Annotated in this window: 14 protein-coding genes and 1 tRNA gene; 2 read left to right on the plus strand and 13 right to left on the minus strand. The window is 67.0% G+C overall.

Going from position 1 to position 17,854, the window contains the following annotated elements; all coding sequences use genetic code 11:
* Positions 1 to 77: 77 nt before the first annotated feature.
* The 12 genes from CA237_RS09750 to CA237_RS09805 form a co-directional block, all read right to left on the minus strand.
* A complete protein-coding gene (locus tag CA237_RS09750; RefSeq protein ID WP_066691294.1) occupies positions 78 to 1,130 on the minus strand; it encodes a LacI family DNA-binding transcriptional regulator in 1,053 nt (350 codons plus the stop codon).
* Positions 1,130 to 2,611 (minus strand): tryptophan halogenase family protein, encoded by a 1,482-nt coding sequence (locus CA237_RS09755; protein ID WP_066691264.1) that lies wholly within the window; start codon positions 2,609 to 2,611, stop codon positions 1,130 to 1,132. The genes CA237_RS09750 and CA237_RS09755 overlap by 1 nt, the downstream gene beginning before the upstream one ends.
* Positions 2,608 to 3,615 (minus strand): cupin-like domain-containing protein, encoded by a 1,008-nt coding sequence (locus CA237_RS09760; RefSeq protein ID WP_066691265.1) that lies wholly within the window; start codon positions 3,613 to 3,615, stop codon positions 2,608 to 2,610. Before CA237_RS09760 ends, CA237_RS09755 begins: the two co-directional genes overlap by 4 nt.
* Positions 3,608 to 4,315 carry a SapC family protein gene (locus CA237_RS09765; protein WP_066691267.1) on the minus strand — a complete coding sequence of 236 codons (708 nt, stop codon included), beginning with the start codon at positions 4,313 to 4,315 and terminating at the stop codon, positions 3,608 to 3,610. Before CA237_RS09765 ends, CA237_RS09760 begins: the two co-directional genes overlap by 8 nt.
* Positions 4,308 to 5,849: a tryptophan halogenase family protein gene (locus tag CA237_RS09770; protein ID WP_126013939.1), complete on the minus strand. Its 1,542-nt coding sequence runs from the start codon at positions 5,847 to 5,849 to the stop codon at positions 4,308 to 4,310. Before CA237_RS09770 ends, CA237_RS09765 begins: the two co-directional genes overlap by 8 nt.
* A 56-nt stretch (positions 5,850 to 5,905) precedes the next feature.
* Entirely contained in the window at positions 5,906 to 8,920 is a 3,015-nt protein-coding gene (locus CA237_RS09775) for a TonB-dependent receptor (protein ID WP_066691271.1), read from the minus strand.
* A gap of 218 nt (positions 8,921 to 9,138) precedes the next feature.
* The gene (gene asd / locus CA237_RS09780; RefSeq protein WP_241215466.1) at positions 9,139 to 10,002 is read right to left on the minus strand and encodes an archaetidylserine decarboxylase; all 864 of its coding nucleotides are present in this window, start codon (positions 10,000 to 10,002) and stop codon (positions 9,139 to 9,141) included.
* Positions 10,003 to 10,055: 53 nt separating this feature from the next.
* Positions 10,056 to 10,712 (minus strand): alpha/beta fold hydrolase, encoded by a 657-nt coding sequence (locus CA237_RS09785; protein WP_126013941.1) that lies wholly within the window; start codon positions 10,710 to 10,712, stop codon positions 10,056 to 10,058.
* Positions 10,713 to 10,729: 17 nt separating this feature from the next.
* Entirely contained in the window at positions 10,730 to 11,377 is a 648-nt protein-coding gene (locus CA237_RS09790; protein WP_066691276.1) for a TerC family protein, read from the minus strand.
* A gap of 4 nt (positions 11,378 to 11,381) precedes the next feature.
* On the minus strand, positions 11,382 to 12,683 hold the full coding sequence (locus tag CA237_RS09795; protein WP_066691279.1) for a CitMHS family transporter: 1,302 nt from the start codon (positions 12,681 to 12,683) through the stop codon (positions 11,382 to 11,384).
* 20 nt (positions 12,684 to 12,703) lie between these two features.
* A complete protein-coding gene (locus CA237_RS09800; protein ID WP_232307991.1) occupies positions 12,704 to 14,188 on the minus strand; it encodes a porin in 1,485 nt (494 codons plus the stop codon).
* A complete protein-coding gene (locus CA237_RS09805) occupies positions 14,185 to 15,258 on the minus strand; it encodes an ABC transporter substrate-binding protein (protein WP_066691284.1) in 1,074 nt (357 codons plus the stop codon). The genes CA237_RS09800 and CA237_RS09805 overlap by 4 nt, the downstream gene beginning before the upstream one ends.
* 95 nt (positions 15,259 to 15,353) lie before the next feature.
* Between CA237_RS09805 and CA237_RS09810 the strand changes: the two genes are divergently transcribed.
* Entirely contained in the window at positions 15,354 to 16,019 is a 666-nt protein-coding gene (locus CA237_RS09810) for a response regulator transcription factor (RefSeq protein WP_066691286.1), read from the plus strand.
* Positions 16,009 to 17,376 (plus strand): sensor histidine kinase, encoded by a 1,368-nt coding sequence (locus CA237_RS09815; RefSeq protein ID WP_066691288.1) that lies wholly within the window; start codon positions 16,009 to 16,011, stop codon positions 17,374 to 17,376. Before CA237_RS09810 ends, CA237_RS09815 begins: the two co-directional genes overlap by 11 nt.
* A gap of 311 nt (positions 17,377 to 17,687) precedes the next feature.
* Here the strand turns inward: CA237_RS09815 and CA237_RS09820 are convergent.
* A tRNA-Met gene (locus CA237_RS09820) sits at positions 17,688 to 17,764 on the minus strand.
* Positions 17,765 to 17,854: the final 90 nt, after the last annotated feature.

Consider the following 17,854-nt stretch of genomic DNA (forward strand, 5'->3'; position numbering starts at 1 on the left):
TCTATTGTTCACGACAATCATGTTGATTTACATCAACATACCAAAGCGGCACGGGACCGCGCGCTGCCGGGCGCGCCCTACCGCCGAGGCGGCGGGGCGGTCGAGCCGCGCACTGCCAGATCGGCCGCGACATAGACCGGTTCGGTCGGCAGATCGTCCTGCGCCTGTTCGGCGATGATACGCTCGACCGCCAGCGTGGCGACCGCCGCGATCGGCTGTACCACCGCGGTCAGCGGCGGCGATGCGAAGCGGGCGACCGGCGTGTCGTCGAAGCTGATTATCGAGAGGTCCTCGGGCACCCTCAGCCCACGTTCGCGGGCATATTCGAGCGTGGCGATCGCCATCTGGTCGCTGCTGGCGATGATCGCCGTCGGGGGATCGGCGGCGGCCAGCAGGCTGTTCGCCGCCGCCCGGCCCGATGCATAGTCGAAATTGCCGGGCGCGAGCAGGTCGTCGGCAAGTCCCGCTTCGGCCAGCGCGGCACGCCATCCGGTCACGCGCCAGCCGCTCAGTTCATAATCGGTCGCCCCGGCGATCAGGCCGATCCGGCGATGGCCGAGCGCGATCAGATGGTCGGTCGCCATCCGCGCGGCATCTTCGTCACCCATGATCAGCGAAAATCCGGGACCGGGCGTCAGCGATCCGATCCGCGCGATGCTGATGCCGTGGCGCTCTAGGAGGTCGAGGATGACCGGGTCCTGCGAATGCGGCGGGGTCAGGATCACGCCGTCCGGTCGCAACGCACCGATCGCGCCCAGCAGTTCGCGCTCGATATGGTCGCTATGCGTATCGACCAGCTCGAGGATCAGACGATAGCCGTGCCGTCCGCAGGTCAGCATCCCGCCGAGCAGCATCTGGTCGACCCAGTCGGTACCTTCGCGGTTCTGCCAGCCGGCGATCGTGCGGTCGCGGTCGTTGAGCGCGAGGATCAGGCGCGATTTCGATCCGCCCATGCGCTGCGCCGCGATCAGCGGGACATAGCCCAGCCGGTTGATCGAGCCGCGCACCCGCTCCGCCATTTCGGGGCGGACATTGGGTTCGTTGTTGATGACCCGGCTGACGGTCTGCAGCGACACCCCGGCATCGGCCGCGACATGCTTGATCGTCACCGCCTGACGACGGCGTGGCATCAGGGTCGATCCGCTGGGCAATAGCGCGCGACATAGTCGCCGTGCGGCGGCATCGTCGCGACGGTATCCGCCACCTGCCGCCGAATCATCGACAACAGCCGGTCGAGCTCCGCATCGCTCAGCTTGTCGGCGATCGGGTGATAGCCCTCCGGTACGATCCCCTGCCCCATCATCACCTGCACCCAGCTATTCTCGCCGAACAATTCCTCGTTGCGGCGGAATACCCGTCCGCTCTGGCGGAACAAGTCGATTTTCTGTTGCAGCGTCGTCGGTACGTCCATGGCGGCACATTGCCGCCAGAACGGAGAGTCGCGCCGGTCGGTAACCTTGTAATGCAGGATCAGGAAGTCGCGGATCTGTTCCATGTCCTGCAGCTGCTGGTCGTTGAATTCGGCGACGTCCGCTGGCCGGATGCCCCCTTGCGGGAATAGTCGCAGCAGCCGCAGCACGGCGCGCTGGATCAGGTGGATGCTGGTGGATTCCAGCGGCTCCATGAACCCGCCGGACAGGCCGATGGCGACGCAGTTGCGATGCCATTGCTTCCGCCGCGCGCCCGTCGTGAAGCGCAGGAAATTGGGTTCGGTCCGCACCGCGCCTTCGACATTGCCCATCAGCCGGTCGAGCGCGCCGTCACGGTCGAGATATCGGCTGCAATAGACGATGCCGTTGCCGACCCGGTGTTGCAGCGGGATGCGCCATTGCCACCCCGCATCATGCGCCATCGCGCGGGTATAGGGCAGCGGCGGCCCGACGCTTTCGGTCTGCACCGCGATCGCCGCATCGCACGGCAACCAGTGCGTCCAGTCGTCGAAGCCAGCGTGCAGCGTCCCTTCGATCAGCAGCGCGCGGAAACCGGTGCAGTCGAGGAACAGGTCGCCCTCGATCCGCCGATCCCCGTCGAGCAGCAGCGCGGCGATATCGCCGGTTTCGCCGTCAAGTTCGACCCGGGCGATGCGCCCCTCGACCCGCTGCGTGCCGTCGCGCTCGGCCATATTGCGCAGGAATTGGGCATAGCGGCCGGAATCCAGCTGATAGGCATAGTTGGTCGCGTCGCCCGGCAGATGCGCGAACTTGCCCTGCAACGCCGCGACCAGCTCGGTGCAATAGTCGTCATAGGGCCGTTCATGCCCCCGCGTCCGACCGTTCAGCCAGTAATGCTGGAACCCCGCCGCCCAATGATCGCGCCCGGTGGTGCCGAACGAATGGAAATAGCGGCTGTCCGGGGTGTGCCACCCGTCGAACAGGATGCCGAGCTTGAAGGTCGCGGCGGTGGCGGCCATGAACTCGGCCTCGTTGATGCCGAGCAAGCGGTTATAAGTGACCAGCGGCGGGATGGTGGACTCGCCGACCCCGACCGTCCCGATCGCCTCGGATTCGACCAACGTCACCTCGACCATGCGGCCCATCGTCCGGGCGATGGCGGCGGCGGCCATCCAGCCGGCGGTGCCGCCCCCGGCGATCACGACGCGCGTGACGCTCATTTGGCCAGCTGCCTCAGCAGGAAGTTGCGCAGCCGCTCCGCGCTTTCGGCGGTCAGGGGATCGAGCACGCCGCGCCCGCCCGGCGGCAGGTGCGCGGTCACGGCATCGTCGTTGGCGAATACATAATGGTCGAACACCGCCCGCCAATGTGCCTTCTGATCGTCGGGCAGGTCACGAATGGCGAGGATCGCGTGATGCAGCGCGTCCTGCGGCTGGCCGAACCAGCGCGGCTGATCGCGCCACCAATAGTTGACGAGGATGTTGAACGGCGCCAGCCCCTCGACATGATGCCACCATAGCGACGGGATTTGGATCGCATCGCCCGGCTCCAGCTCGGCGACCTGTGCGTGGCGGAGCGCTTGGGCAAAGCGGGGATGCCGTTGCGGATCGGGTGCGGTGAAATCGACCATCGACACCGCACGCCCGGCTGGCGTGTTGTCCAGCGGCCCCAGATGGAGGTTGACGAACTGGTCGGGCGGAAACAGCGTGAAGCGCCGCCGACCAGCCGCCACGCAGGCGAGGTTCGCCGGCAGGTCGTTATGCGCGGCGATCCGCGTGCGGGTGCCGATCCAGATGCTCGCCAGCGGTTCGCGCGTCCCCAGATCGACCCGGTTCGCCTCGGCCAGCCCGTCGAAGAACCCGCGCAGGTCGATCGACGCAAGGTAGATCGGCCGGCCATCGACCGCGTCCTCCTCGCGCGCGATCTGCCCCAATATGTCGGGCAGCTTCGCCCGGACGGTGGCGAAGTTCATCGCCATAGCATCGTCGTAGAACAGCCGGTCGCCGCCGCCCGGCCGGCCGATCGACACGGTGAAGGGAATGTCGCGGTGATGCTGCACCAGATAGTCGCGTGCCGCCTGCGACGACTGCCGAGCCGCCTCGACCAGCGGCCAGTCGGTCACCAGCCCTCGCACCACGAACGGCGCCGTCGCCTCGCGCAGCAACCGGTCGAGCGTGGCGGCGTCGCCAGCCTCGACCTCGGCGATCGTCGGCAGGTCAGCCATGCCGGTTCTTGCGCGCGATCAGGGCGGGCAGATTGGCGAGCGACGCGATCGCCATATAGATCGGCAGCAGATGCCCGTCGGCGTTCAACCGCCCGAGCGTCGCGGCGTCCAGCTCGGCCACCCGTTCCTCGGCGATGCAGTGGAACCCGACCAGCCGGTTGGTCGACCCGTCGTCCAGCGTCACCTCCAGCGTGAAGGGTTCGAGCAGGCCGTACCGGTCGAGCGCGTCCATGAACGCCGCCGATCCGCGATAGCCCGCGTCGAGCGCGCCCAGCCGTTCGAGGATCACCTCCAGATAGGGCGACGGCCGGCCCTCCCGATCGAAGATTCGCACCCCGTCGTCGCTCGACAGGCGCGGGCTGGCCATGTCGATCACCGCCTTGGGCGTCGTATCGCCATCGGGTGCGCCGCCGATCAGGAACGGCTGGATATCGATCGACAGCGGCAGATAGGGCGCATCCCAGCGGCCATCGGCCAGGAATAGATTCTCGCCCGCATCGAAACCGAACAGCGCGAGCGGTACGAAGCCGTCGCGTTCGCGGTTCTGGCGGAACAGGATCGGATAGCTCGCCTGCACCTGACGAAATTCGTCCGGCACGACCAGCGCGGTCATCACCCCGTCGCCCAGCTCGACCGAACGTTCGCGGCGGACCCGCAGATCGCGATGCGCGGCGACGTTCAGCAATTGATGATCAGACATGGGCCATTCCGGTGGGAGGAGTAAGGGCGCGCAGATAGGCGCGGTTGGTCGGCAGGCTGGCGGCGAGCGTCCGGGCGCGTTGCCGCACCTGATGCAGCGCGCTCGCGGTGCCGGGATGCGGACGCAGCGCGCCGGGCGGCGGCGGGCTTACGCCCATGCCGTACAGCACATATTGATGGCTCGCCGCCGGAAAGATTTCGTCGGCATGCGCAAAGTCGGCGGGCGACGGTGGCTGCATCCGCCACAGCGCCATCCGATCGCGGAGCGACTCCGTCCAGCTGCCCGGATCGCGATGGGCACACCAATAGGGCGTGTCGCGCTCGCTCAGCGCGTAATGGAGCTTCAGGAAATCGACGATCCGGTCCCAGCGATAGCGGAACAGATCGTTGAACCGCCGCGCAAGCAACGGCATCGCGCTCCGATCCGCCGGAAAGCCGTCGAGCAGCGCGTCGATCGACAATTCGATCAGCACGATGGCCGATGCTTCGAGCGGTTCGAGGAAGCCAGCGGACAGACCGATGGCGACGCAATTGCCCTGCCAGAAGCGCTCGCGATGCGCCGAGCGGAAGCGGAGCTGGCGGAACGCCAGCGCCGCCGCTTCCGCCCCCGGCGCGGTCATCGACAGATATTGTCGCAACGTCGCTTCCGCCGCGTCATCGCTCAGGAAATCGGACGCATAGACGCAGCCGACGCCGCGCCTGTCCGGCAGACCGATGTCCCAGATCCAGCCGGCATCATGCGCGGTCGCATTGGTCTGCGACGCGATCGGGCTGTCCGGCGCGACCGGCACCTGCACCGCCAGCGCACGGTCGTTGAACAGGATGGGGGTACGGTCGATCGTCCCGATCCCGAAATGCCCCCCGATCAGCAGCGCGGCGTGCCCGGTGCAATCGAGGAACAGGTCTCCCGCAATCCGTCCCGACCCCCGCGTCAGGACGGCGGTGATGGCGCCATCGTCCGCCGCCTCGACCCCGGTCACATGATCGCGGACATGCCGCACGCCCAGCCGGTTGCAGGCGGTATCGCGCAGCAGCGTGGCGAACTTCCCCGCATCGAGGTGATAGCCATAGTTGAGCGCCCCGGCATAGGGCGCCATCCCCGGCTGGCGCGGGGCGAGGTCGTCGGCGCAGACCGCCGGCTGAGCGCAGACCGCCTCCGCAAAACGCCCGCCATCCCATGCCCGCAGCAGATCGGCGGCGGGCACATCGGCCGGCGCGGTAAAGGGGTGGTAATAGAAATCGTCCGGCGCGCCGGTGCGCCATCCATCGAAGCGCGAACCCTGCTTGAAGGACGCGTCGGCGGAGCGAAGAAAGGTGGCCTCGTCGATGCCGATCCGTGCCAGCGTGCCGCGCATCGTCGGCCACGTCCCTTCGCCCACGCCGATCGTGGCGACGTCGGGCGATTCGATCAGCGTCACCGCCAGGGGTTCGGCGGCATGAGGGTCGGCCGCCGCCGCGATGCGGCACGCGGCGAGCCACCCGGCGGTTCCCCCGCCGACGACCACGATCTGCCTGACCCGCTGCGTCACCCTCATCCGGTCCCGTTATCGGTCGCCGGGCGGCATGACCCGCCCGGCGACCCCTGGTGCGATCAGAAGCTGAACCGCACGCCGCCGGTATAGCGCGCAAAGCCCGGCTGCGCGAACGTCACGAAGTTTTCGTTGCGGCGGTGGCCGCGACGTCCTTCGCCGGTCAGGTTGATCGCTTCGGCGAACAGCGTCAGCCCCTTGCGGAACTCGTAGCTGACGCTCGCATCGACCTGCCCGTACGCTTCGACATAGGTCGGGTTCGGGTTGCCGCCGGCATAGAACTTGTCGCGCCAGTTATACGCGACACGTCCCTGCAGGCCCGCCTTGTCATAGAACAGCACCGCGTTCGCGCTGTCGCTTAGGCCCGCCAATGCGAACTGACCGACATTGGGGTCGAGCGCGTTGTTGAACTTCGCGTCGCCCCGCACGATCGTATAGTTCAGGATCGTGCCGAAGCCGGTGTCCCAGAAGCTGTGCTGGATCGCGAATTCGAACCCGTCGAGCGTCGCCGTCTGGTCCGAATTGAACGGCGTGCCGATCCGGAAATCGACCAGCCCGTCTTCGGGCAGACCCAGGATACGGCCGGTATAATAGCCGTTGACGTCGAGGATAGGGGCCCCGGCCGCATTGCGCGCGACCTCCACGCCCTGCGTGAAGTTGCGCAGGATATAGTCGCGGATGCGCCCGGTGTCGGTCGTTCCGCCCAAGGCCGCCTGCGCCGCACGGAAGCGGGGACCGTTGGCGGGGTTGCGCAGGTCGAATGCCGAGCGCTGCACTTCCTGCGAATTGATGAAGTTGCTGACGTTCTTGCGAAAATATCCGGCAGAGACGTAGCTGGTCGGCGCGTAATACCACTCCGCCGACACGTCCATGTTCTTCGACAGGAACGGCACGAGGTTCGGATTGCCCTGCAACCCGCCGCCGCCGGCAATGCCGAACTGGCGGTTGAGCGTCAGACCACCTTGCAGGCTGTTGTAATCGGCGCGGGTGATGGTGTGGCTGTACGATGCGCGCAGCTTGACGTTGTCCAGCACCTCCATGTCGAAATCGACTGCCGGCAACCAGTTGTCGTAGCTGCCCTTGCTGGTCAGGAAGTCGCTCTGCGGCGAATAGACGACGTTGAACTCGCCCTGCGCGACCCATGCCGTACCGACCGGGATCGGCGTCAGCGACGACGAACTGACCGTCGTCTGGTCATAGCGGACACCGGCGATCAGGTGCGAACGACGACCGAGCAGATCGAACGCGTTGTTGACCTGGATGAAGGGCGAGATCGTCTTTTCGGTGATGCGCCGGTCGGCCTCGAAGCTGGCGAGGCAGTTGCCGTCGCCGCCGCAGATGCCGAACCGGCTGTCGAGCAGGTCGACCATCCGTTCGAAATCGAACTTGTAATAGGCCGGGATGATCCCGTCCTTCGCGCCACTCACCCCACGGAACTTGTCGGGCAGCGACACGCGGGTGAACAGGTCGTCGGGCAGGTCCGCCGGCGTGCCGACGCCGCCCCAGGTATCATTCTGTACGAAACCGTATGCCGAACGGACCTGGTTGTTGACGTAGGAAAAGCCGAAATCGATCGAATCGAGGAAGCTGCCGTCATGGTCGTAATGACCGCTCAGCTGCACCTGGTTGATCTCGTCCCGGAAATAGGCGTTGCGGAACGAATTGCCGGTCGCGTTGATCAGCGCCGGGTTCAGCGCGTCGATGCCCGGCTGCATCACGTAGGAGATGACCGGCAGGTCCTTGGTGAAATCGACCGTCTGCGACGCGACGCCGAAGATCGCCGACCCGACCGAGGTGCTGGAGCCGAAGCGGTTGGTCGGCTTCGATTCCGCGGTCGAATGATGCGCGTCGAGCGTCACGGTGACGCCGCCCGGCGCCTCCCATTTCAGGTTGCCGCCGAGCGACTTGTTCTCGCTGACATTGGCGGTCAGCGATCCGCTGTACGACAGGTCCTTACCCGGCCCGAACCGCTCGGTGTAGAATACCGGTCCGGCGGCCGGTCCATCGGTCCACTCGCTCGACGTGTCGCCGAAGTTGAACCAGATGCCGACGCTGCTGTCGCGCGCCTCCACCTTGTTGCGCGAATAGGTGAAGTCGACGGTCGCGGTCAGCGATTCCACCGGACGATATTGCAGCACGACCTGCCCGTTGATCCGCTCGCGACGGATGTCGGTCAGGTTGTAGGCCGCGCTTTGGGGAACTTCGTAGACGTCGGTCGGGCCGGGGCGGTTGATGACGTTCGGCCCTTCGGCGCCGAGCGTCCCCCAGTCGTTCTCGGTGCCGAGGAACGCATTGCCGAACCCGACCGAACCGGTGTTCACGCTGGCGTTGCGCTTCTGATAGCTGCCCGACACGAGGAAGCCGAACTGGTCCTCGCTGCCGAAGGTGCTGCTGAACACGCCCGACAGTTCCGGCGTGATCTGATCCTTGCCGTTCTGCGACGTGTCGATCATGCCCTTGGCCGCGACCGATCCGCGGATGCCGGGACGGTCGAGCGGACGCGGCGTCTTGATGTTGATCGTCGAACCGATACCGCCCGACGGCACGGCGGCGCGGCCGGTCTTGTAGACCTCGACCCCGGCAATGCCTTCGGATGCGATATTGGCGAAGTCGTACGAGCGCGAGGCCGGCGCGCTGGCGCCATCGCCCAGCGTCGAGGTCGGCAGCTGGCGGCCGTTCAGTACGACGAGGTTATATTCGGGACCGAAGCCGCGCACGGTGACGGTCGAGCCTTCGCCATTGGCGCGGTCGATCGACACGCCGGTGATGCGCTGGAGCGACTCCGCCAGGTTCGTGTCGGGGAACTTGCCGATATCCTCGGCGCTGATCGCGTCGACCACGCCCTGCGCGTTGCGCTTGATGTTCAGCGCGTCGCGAAGGCTGGCGCGGATCCCGGTGACGAGGATTTCGTCGCCTTCGACTTCGGGCGCGTCCGCGGTCTGGATTTCGGAATCGCCGGGCTGGCCGAGCGTCGCGGCGGCGTCCTGCGCCAGCGCCGGTGCTGCAACCGCGACCAATGCACTGGCCGAAGCCCCGATCATCCAACGCGAAACGGTGCGAGTGGCGGTGCCACGCATGTCCTTCCTCCCCTGCTTTCGTGCGCGTCCTATTTGCGCGCATATTGAGAACGTTCACTTGAACAGGCCGAAGGGGGTGTCAAGCCACGCGCAGAGGAAATGTGAACATTCTCACGAAAGTGATGCCGGAAGGCCACGTTGACCGCGTTGTCATACCGACCGGCCGAATTTGAACGACTTACGGACGGACCATCATGCAACCCAGCGTCGTTGCGCCACTAGGGTCGGTCGCCCATCCGCTCGCCCAGCCGCACGGTCCGCTCTGGGGCCCAGTCGGGCCTGAAGGCGATCCGACCACGCCCGAACAGCATCACGACCGTCGACCCCAGCAGGAAGCGGCCCATCTCCTCGCCCTGGGCGAGCGTGATGTCGCGGTCGGCATAGCTCCATTCGGACAGCTTGCCCGTCCGCTTCGCGTTGACCACGCCATGCCACGGCGTTGCGATGCTGCCGACGATCGTCGCGCCGACCAACACCATCACAAAGCGGCCATGCTCGACGGAATCGAACACGCACACCACCCGCTCGTTCCGCGCGAACAGGTTCGGCACGCCGCGCGCGGTCACCGGGTTTACCGAAAACAGCGCGCCCGGCACATGGATCATCCGCACCAGCCGCCCGGCGCAGGGCATGTGCAGCCGGTGATAGTCCTTGGGCGACAGGTACAGATTGGCGAAACTGCCATGCTGGAACTGCGCGGCGAGCGAAGCGTCGCCGCCGACCAGATCGGTCGTGGTGAAGCGATGCCCCTTCGCCTGCACGATATGATGGTCGTCGATCGGCCCCAACTGGCTGATCGCGCCGTCGACCGGACAGACGAAATCCGCCGCCGCGATCGGGCGGGCACCGGGCTTCAGCGGGCGGGTGAAGAAGTCGTTGAAGCTCGCATAGCTGGCAATGTCCGGATTCGCCGCCTCGTCCATGTCGACGCCGTATTTCGCCACGAACCAGCGGATCAGCCGCCTCGTGAACGCCCCGCCCCGCGCGCCCGCGATGCGACCGGCCAGGACGGTCAGCGGCTGCTTGGGCAGCACATGTTGCAGCATCACTTTCAACGTATCGGACATCGACTTCTCGACCATGACGGGATCTGCCCTTGTAGGGGCATTCTCCGCCACGTCGATCCTTCGCGGCGTCAGGCGGTCAGCCAGTTCCGCAACAGCATCGTCACCTCGCCCGATCGCTCCATCGGCGACAAATGGCCGCAGTTGCGCAGGATGTGGAACCGCGCACCGGGAATACGCTCGGCCAATGCCGCCGCATCCGCTACCCGGCAGATCAGGTCGCGATCCCCGACCGCGACCAGCGCCGGCACCCGCACCGCCGCGATCGCCGTGTCGAGGTCGGGCCGGGCGAGCAGCGCGCGCTGCTGCCGTTCGAACACGTCCGTCCCGACGCGCTCGGCCATCGCCTGCACCGGCCCGCTGACGATCGGGGTCAGCATCGGATCGGCATGCGGCGCGGTGGCGAGCAATCCCTGTTCGCCGACCGTCCGGGTGCGCATCTCCATGCTCGCCCGCGTTCCGAACAGCGCGACGCGCAGGACACGCTCGGGCGCCTGCCGAATCATCTCCAGCGCGACATAGCCGCCGAGGCTGACGCCCGCGACCGCGAAGCGCGGCGGCGCATGGGCCAGCACCCGTGCCGCCATCGCCGACAGGCTGTCGTCGACGGTCAGGTCGCCCAGTTCCGGATGGGCGATGTCGCCCAGGTCGACGACCTGCCGCGCCCAAAGCTGACCATCGCAGCCCATGGCAGGAAGCAGGACGAGCGGGATCGAAGGCTGGTTCATGGCAAGCTCCGGCAAGATCAGGCGAACAACGCCAGCACACCGCGCGAGGGATCGGTCAGCCCCTCATAGATCATGCGGCACGCGACATAGAGGATGACGGCCAGCCCGATATAGGCGACCCAGCGATAGCGTTCGATCACGCGCGCCAGCACATTGGCGGCAACCCCCATCAGCGCGACCGACAGGATCAGCCCGACGGCGAGGATACCGGGATGGTCCCGGGCCGCCCCGGCCACCGCCAGCACATTGTCGAGGCTCATCGACACGTCGGCGATGGCAACGGCCCAGGCGGCGCTGGCGAAGCTGCGCGGCGGGGCCTGCGTCACGGCATCCCCGCTGTCGTCCGGTCCCCGCAGCTCACGCCACATCTTCCATGCGACCCACACCAGCAGCAGCCCGCCGGCAAAGACCAGCCCGGTCACCTGTAACAGCTGCGTGACGAGCAACGCGAAGACGACCCTGAGCAGCAGCGCCGCACCGACCCCGATCAGGATCACCTTGCGTCGCATATCCGCCGGCAGGCCCGCCGCCAACGCCCCGACGACGATCGCATTGTCCGCCGCCAGCATCACGTCGATCAGCACCACCTGTCCGAACGCGGCCAGCGCGGAGGGACTGCCGATATTGGCGAAATCGGCGACGATATGGCTCCACAATTCGGTCACGCGATCAGCTCACGAACGGGAAGGCGAGCACGGCCATTCCGACCAGCGTCATCACCACGCAGACCATGGTCGCCGGGATCAGCGTGAAACGCTGATGATCGGCGAGGTCGATCCCGGCGAGGCTGACCAGCAGATAGGTCGAGGGCACCAGCGGGCTGAGCAGATGCACCGGCTGCCCCATCAGCGACGCCCGCGCGATGGCGATCGGCGACACGCCATAATGCGCGCCCGCTTCGGCCAGGATCGGGAGCATCCCGAAATAAAAGGCGTCGTTGGAGATGAAGAAGGTGAAGGGCAGGCTGAGCAGCGCGGTGATCGGCGCCATATAAGGCCCCATGGCCGGCGGGATGAGCCCGACGACTTCCTTGCTCATCGCCTCCACCATGCCGGTGCCCGACAGGATGCCGGTGAAGATGCCCGCGGCGAAGATCAGCGACACGACCGACAGGACATTGCCGGCATGGGCGGAAATCCGCTCCTTCTGTTCGGCGACCTGCGGATAGTTGACGATCATCGCAATGGCGAAGGCCAGCATCATCAGCACCGACAGCGGCAGCACGCCCAGCACCAGCCCGGCGATCAGCGCCAGCGTCAGCGCCCCGTTGAACCAGCGCAGGTGATAGCGGCGCGCCTCCGGAAACTGCGACACCGCCATGCCGGTGAACGCGGTCGGGCCATTGGCCTTCACATGGCCGATCCGGCGACGCTCCTTGCGCCCGAACCACACGGCCAGACCGATCAGGAAGGCAAGCCCGGCGATCATCCCCGGCACCAGCGGCAGGAACAGCGTCGCCGGATCGAGCTTCAGCGCGCTGGCGGCACGCGCGGTCGGGCCGCCCCATGGCGTCAGGTTCATGACCCCGCTGGTGCTCATCAACAGGCAGCACAGGTACAGCCGGTTCATGTCGTACCGCTTGTACAGCGGCAGCAGCGCGGCGATCGTGATGATATAGGTCGTCGACCCATCGCCATCCAGGCTGACGATCGCGCACAGCACCACGGTCCCGATCAGGATCAGCAGCGGGTCGCCATGCACCACCCTCAACAGCCGGTTGACCAGCGGGTCGAACAGGCCGGTATCGGTCATGATCGAAAAGAACAGGATCGCGAACAACAGCATCACGCCCGTCGGCGCGAGGTTCTTGATCCCGTCGATCATCATGTCGCCGATGCCACCGGCAAAGCCGGCGAACAGCGCGAAGGCGGTGGGCACGGTGATCAGCGCGACCAGCGGCGTCATCCGCTTGGTCATGATGAGCGTCATGAAGGTGGCCACCATCAGGAAGCCGAGCAGGGCGAGGTTCATAGGATGCTCCCGGGGGGGGATCAGAAGGTGACGGCGATGCGGGTCATGACGGTCTGCCCGTCATCGGGGCCGACAAAGGCACCGGCGCGGTTGTCGGTGTTCCAGTGGACGACGTTGAACTGGAACCGGGTGAAGCTGTTGAGATACCAGTTGGCACCGAGCGTCGCGGCCCATCCCTGCCCACCGGTCAGCAGATCGCTGTAATCGAGATTCTCGTAGCGCGCGGTCAGCTCGATCGCGCCGGGACCGCCTTCGAAGATCGGCCTCAACACGCGCGGTTGCCCGAAGCTGCCGAGGCGCGGGTTGTATGGCGGCAGGTCGCCGGTGACGAACCATCCGCCCGACAGGCTCCATGCCTTGCTGACGAAATCGGGCCGGCCGGCGTCCAATCGCGCATGGCGCTGCCCTGCCTCGCCCATCAGCCAGACCGGGCCGACATAGCCGCCCAGTTCCAGACCATAGCCGGTGGTGCCGGTTCCGCCGGTCAGCGCGCCCGACGACACGCGCAGCGCACCGTTGAAGCGCCCGCCGATCACCGTGTTGCGGGTCAACGTCGTCGCTCCCGCCGCCAGCCCCTCGTCGAACCCCCAGGCCCCCAGATGCAGGACCGAATTGGCGGTCTTGATCGGATTCCAGTGCGCGCGGGCCAGAACGGTGCGGCTGTCATTGCCCGACTGGTTGCCGTCGATCCGGTCGCCGGTGACGGTCAGCGATGCGTGGCCGGTCTTCCAGAACAGGCGCGGCATGATGCCGACGCCATAGAAGCCGCGCTGCGGGATGATCGCGGTCGACACGACGGTACGTTCCATGAACGGCGTCGAATCCGACCCCGTCGATCCTTCGAACCCGCGATCGTTGAACAGGTGGCCGGCGCGTACGTCGTAATCGATGCCCGGCGCGATGCGGTTGCGCCACCCGATGAACGCGGTGACGATATCGACCTCGTTCTCCGAAAAGTCGCTTTCGAACTGGTAGAAGAAGTGGGTGCCCACCCCGCCTTCGAGGCCGAGGCGCAGCGCGCGCATGCCGGTCGTCGTGATGTTGCGTGCGGCATAGTCGGACCCGAAGGTCGAGCTGACGTCGGTCAGGATGCGCCCGCGCGGCTTGAAGGTATAAATACCGTCGGCCGAGTGGAACACCGGCAGGCCCGCGCCCCATTCGGTCGTGACACCCGCCGCATTCGCCTGCCGCGCCTGCGCCACGTCGCGCTCCGCCGGGCCGGGCGGGACCAGCTGCGGCGCGAATGGGCTCGTGACGTTACCGCCGGTCTGCGACGGCGTTTGCGCCATGACGACGGGCGGGGTCACGGGGGCAGGCGCCGGGGCGGGCTGCGATGCCGCGACCCGCGCGCCCTCCAGCCGGTCGAGCCGCGTGCGCAGCGCCGCGATCTCCGCCGCCTGTGCCCTGACCAGCTCCGCCAGTTCCGCCTGGCTCGGCGTCTGGGCGAGCGCGGGCGTGGCGCAGATCAGCGCGGCGATCGCACAGCCGCTACGAAACAACATCATGGCTTCATTCCCTGGGTCAGGATCGCGCGCCATTCGGCGAGGAACCGCCGGCGCTTGATCGTATCGAGATTGACGAGAAGGCCGGGGCCGACGCGGATCGGGCGCTGCTGTTCGGCCGACAGGCGCGGCGCGCGGACATCGCGGCGCACCGGCAACAGCCATTGCTTCGCGAGCAGCCCTTGGCCCGTGCGCGACAGCAGGAAATCGAGGAACAGCTTCGCCCCCGCCGGGCGCTGGGCATTGCGGGCGATGAAGGCGACGCGCGAGGCGACCAGCGTATAGTCGCGCGGGAACACCACCCCGATCCGGGGGTCGCGCTTCGCGGCGGTCAGCGCATAGGGGCCGACGACATTATAGGCGATGGCGATCCGCCCGTCGGCGACCGCATCCAGCATCGGCTCGGTCGTCGGTGACAACCACGGCCGCGTCGCCGCCATCGCCTGGACCAGCGACCGCGTATCGCGGGTGATCGCATAATCTTCTGTCAGATACAGATAGCCGACGTTCGAGCGCGCCGGATCATAGGTCGCGACCTTGCCGGTCAGCGGCTTGCGCCCGGCGCGCAGCAGCGCCTCGAACGCCTCATGGGTGCGCGGCACCCGGCCCGCCGGAATCAGCCGCCGGTTGTAGACGAAGGCGACCGGCTCGGCGGTGACGCCATAACCCATGTTCTTCCACACCGCGTCGGCGGGCAGCGCCGGCTTCTCCGGGCTCTGATAGGCCTGCGCATAGCCGTCGTTGATCAGCTTCGCCTGTAAATCCATGCCCGACGACCAGACCAGATCGGCGACCGGCCGGTTGGCACGCGCTTCGGCCACGACCCGGCGATAGATTTCGCGCGACTCCAGATCCGCATATCGGACGGCGACGCCGGGAAAGGTCCGTTGAAACGCGGCGATCAGCGGTGCCATCGCCGACGCATCGGCATTGCCATAGACGCGCACGACGCGCTCGGCCCGCGCCGCTTCGATCAGCGCGTCATAGGACCGCGGATAGCCCTCGGGCCGCTGCGCCTCTGTGGGGGCCGCCGCGCCGACCAGAATCGCCAACAGGATCGTAAAAGCTTTCATCAGGTCCTCTCGCTTCCCGCATCTCGGTTCGGGTAAGCTCGTATGATGGTGTACGAACCGAACCTGTCATCCGCCTTTCACCGCGCCGGCCGTCGATGCGAATATTGATCGTCGAGGACGACGCGCCGCTCGCGCGCAGCATCGCCGCGTTGCTGCGCGGTGCGGGCCATGCGGTCGACCATGTCGCGACGGGCGAAGACGCGCTGATGGTGCTGGCAACCGAACCCTATGCGCTGGTCGTGCTCGACGTCGGCCTGCCCGATCTCGATGGATTTGCGGTGTTGCAGGCGCTGCGCAAACGCGGCGACCGGGTGCCGGTGCTGATGCTGACCGCGCGCGATGCACTGGACGACCGCGTGCGCGGCCTCGACCTCGGCGCCGACGATTATCTGCGCAAGCCCTTCGCGCCGGAGGAACTGGAGGCGCGCATCCGTGCGCTCGGCCGGCGGCGCGGCGGTGATCCCATGCCTGAACTGGTGATCGGCACGCTCACGCTCAACCGCTCGACCGGGCAGGCGCAGGTGGGTGAACGCCCGCTCGACCTCCGGCGGCGCGAATGGGCGGTGCTCGACGCCCTCGCCACCCGTGCCGGGCAGATCGTCCCGCGCGAAACGCTGCAATCCGAGGTGTTCGGCTATGACGAACCGGTCGGACCCAATGCGATCGAGGTGAACATTACCCGGCTGCGCGGCAAGCTCGCCCCCGACGGACCGGCGATCCGCACCGTGCGCGGCGTGGGCTATCTGCTCGATGCCGGCTGATCCCGGCCGTGCGCCCGCGCTGCGCACCCGGTTGCTGGCGGCGATGCTCGCGCCGATGCTCGCCATCGCGGTGCTGCTGGGCATCGCCGGCGCGGCGCTGATCGCCGATGTCGTACGGCGGACCAACGACCGGGTGCTGGGCGGCGCGCTCGGCGCGATCGCGGAAACGGTGCAGGTGGAGGCGGGCGAAGTCACGATGGACCTGCCCCCCGCCGCGTTCGGCATGCTGGAAAACAGCGAGCGCGACAATGTCTACTACCGGATCGCGGTCGGCGACCGGCTGCTGACCGGCTATGCCGACCTGTCCGCGCCGCGCGTCGCCGACCTCGCACTCGATACGCCGCGCTTTCGCAACGCCGCCTATCGCGACCAACCGATCCGCATCGCGGAGGTACGCCGCTCGCTACCCCGCATCGATCAGCCGGTCGTCGTGCAGGTCGCCGAAACGCTCGACGGGCGTCATGCCCTGCAACGCCGACTGTTCGTCGCATTGCTGATCGGCGAACTGCTGCTGATTGGCGTGGCGATGCTGTTGATCCGTCCGGCGCTCAGCTGGAGCTTGCGCCCCCTCGCCCGCCTGCGCAGCACGATCGCCGCCCGCGATACCCGCGCGACCCCCGACCTATCGCCGCTCGACACCGGTCCGCTCCCCGTCGAGTTGCGCCCGCTGGCCGAGGCCTTCGACCATCTCCTGGCCCGGCTCGACAGCGCGACCGCCGGCATGCGCCGCTTCACCGCCGACGCCTCGCACCAGATGCGCACGCCGCTCGCCGTGCTGAAGCTGCAGGTCGCCCTTGCCCGGCGCGGCGATCCGGCCGCGCTGGGCGAGATCGCCGACGCCGCCGACCGCCTCGAACATCTGGTCAAACAGCTGCTGGCGCTGGCCCGAGCCGAGGAGACCGGAACCGCTCCGCCCTTCGAACCGGTCGATCTGCGCGAATTGGCCATCGCGGTCATCAACCGCCGCATCGCCCAGGCCATCGAGGCAGGCGTCGAGATCGACCTCGAAGCGGAGAACGGCGCGGTCGTCCAAAGTCATCGGACCTTGCTGTTCGAAATCCTGTCGAACCTGGTCGACAACGCGATCCGCTACAACCGGCGAGGTGGCAGGGTCGTGATCGCAGTAGAGGCCGCCGCGCAAGGAACCGCGATCGCCGTCTCCGACAACGGCCCGGGATTGCCGCCGGCCGACCTGCACCGGCTGGGCCACCGCTTCACCCGGCTGTCGAGCAGCCAGGGCAGCGAAGGCAGCGGTTTGGGCTTCGCCATCGTCCGCTCGGCCGCCCAGCGCCTCGGCCTGTCGATTATGGTCGGCGACAACGCCCCCGGCTTGCGCGTCACCTTACGTTTCGACTGACCAGCACGGCTTGCAAGAGAGTGCGGCGGTCCTGACCAGTTTGCCCGGTATTACCCTCGCCCCCTTCGGGCTAGGTCCGATATCCTACGCAATGAGACGCACAGCCGTCAACGAACGCAGACGTTCCGTCGGCGTCACGACGAAGGGGCGCATGCGTGCATCGCGACCGCCCCGAAGGGATGTGGAGCGATCAATCTGTCGTGATGCTCCAAACGCGAACAGCCCGCTGGTTTTTCGGCCAGCGGGCTGTGTGTCGTTGAAACGCGAGCGGCCCGCGTGTCTGCGACAGGCGGGCCGTGTGTTGTATAGTTTGGTTGCGGGGACAGGATTTGAACCTGTGACCTTCAGGTTATGAGCCTGACGAGCTACCGGGCTGCTCCACCCCGCGCCACCATGGTCGCCCTGTTGGGCGGAAGGGGTGTTATGACGAGTGTGAATGGATATGTGCACCGGCTTCAATGCCTGGCGACGACGTGTG

Source organism: Sphingomonas sp. ABOLH, from assembly GCF_003951715.1.
Classification (GTDB): Bacteria; Pseudomonadota; Alphaproteobacteria; order Sphingomonadales; family Sphingomonadaceae; genus Sphingomonas; species Sphingomonas hankookensis_A.

Coding starts and splice junctions, on each gene's coding strand:
- CA237_RS09750 (WP_066691294.1), bottom strand. CDS start 1,130: ATGCCACGCCGTCGTCAGGCGGTGACGATCAAGCATGTCGCGGCCGAT.
- CA237_RS09755 (WP_066691264.1), bottom strand. CDS start 2,611: ATGAGCGTCACGCGCGTCGTGATCGCCGGGGGCGGCACCGCCGGCTGG.
- CA237_RS09760 (WP_066691265.1), bottom strand. CDS start 3,615: ATGGCTGACCTGCCGACGATCGCCGAGGTCGAGGCTGGCGACGCCGCC.
- CA237_RS09765 (WP_066691267.1), bottom strand. CDS start 4,315: ATGTCTGATCATCAATTGCTGAACGTCGCCGCGCATCGCGATCTGCGG.
- CA237_RS09770 (WP_126013939.1), bottom strand. CDS start 5,849: ATGAGGGTGACGCAGCGGGTCAGGCAGATCGTGGTCGTCGGCGGGGGA.
- CA237_RS09775 (WP_066691271.1), bottom strand. CDS start 8,920: ATGCGTGGCACCGCCACTCGCACCGTTTCGCGTTGGATGATCGGGGCT.
- asd (WP_241215466.1), bottom strand. CDS start 10,002: ATGGTCGAGAAGTCGATGTCCGATACGTTGAAAGTGATGCTGCAACAT.
- CA237_RS09785 (WP_126013941.1), bottom strand. CDS start 10,712: ATGAACCAGCCTTCGATCCCGCTCGTCCTGCTTCCTGCCATGGGCTGC.
- CA237_RS09795 (WP_066691279.1), bottom strand. CDS start 12,683: ATGAACCTCGCCCTGCTCGGCTTCCTGATGGTGGCCACCTTCATGACG.
- CA237_RS09800 (WP_232307991.1), bottom strand. CDS start 14,188: ATGATGTTGTTTCGTAGCGGCTGTGCGATCGCCGCGCTGATCTGCGCC.
- CA237_RS09805 (WP_066691284.1), bottom strand. CDS start 15,258: ATGAAAGCTTTTACGATCCTGTTGGCGATTCTGGTCGGCGCGGCGGCC.
- CA237_RS09810 (WP_066691286.1), top strand. CDS start 15,354: ATGCGAATATTGATCGTCGAGGACGACGCGCCGCTCGCGCGCAGCATC.
- CA237_RS09815 (WP_066691288.1), top strand. CDS start 16,009: ATGCCGGCTGATCCCGGCCGTGCGCCCGCGCTGCGCACCCGGTTGCTG.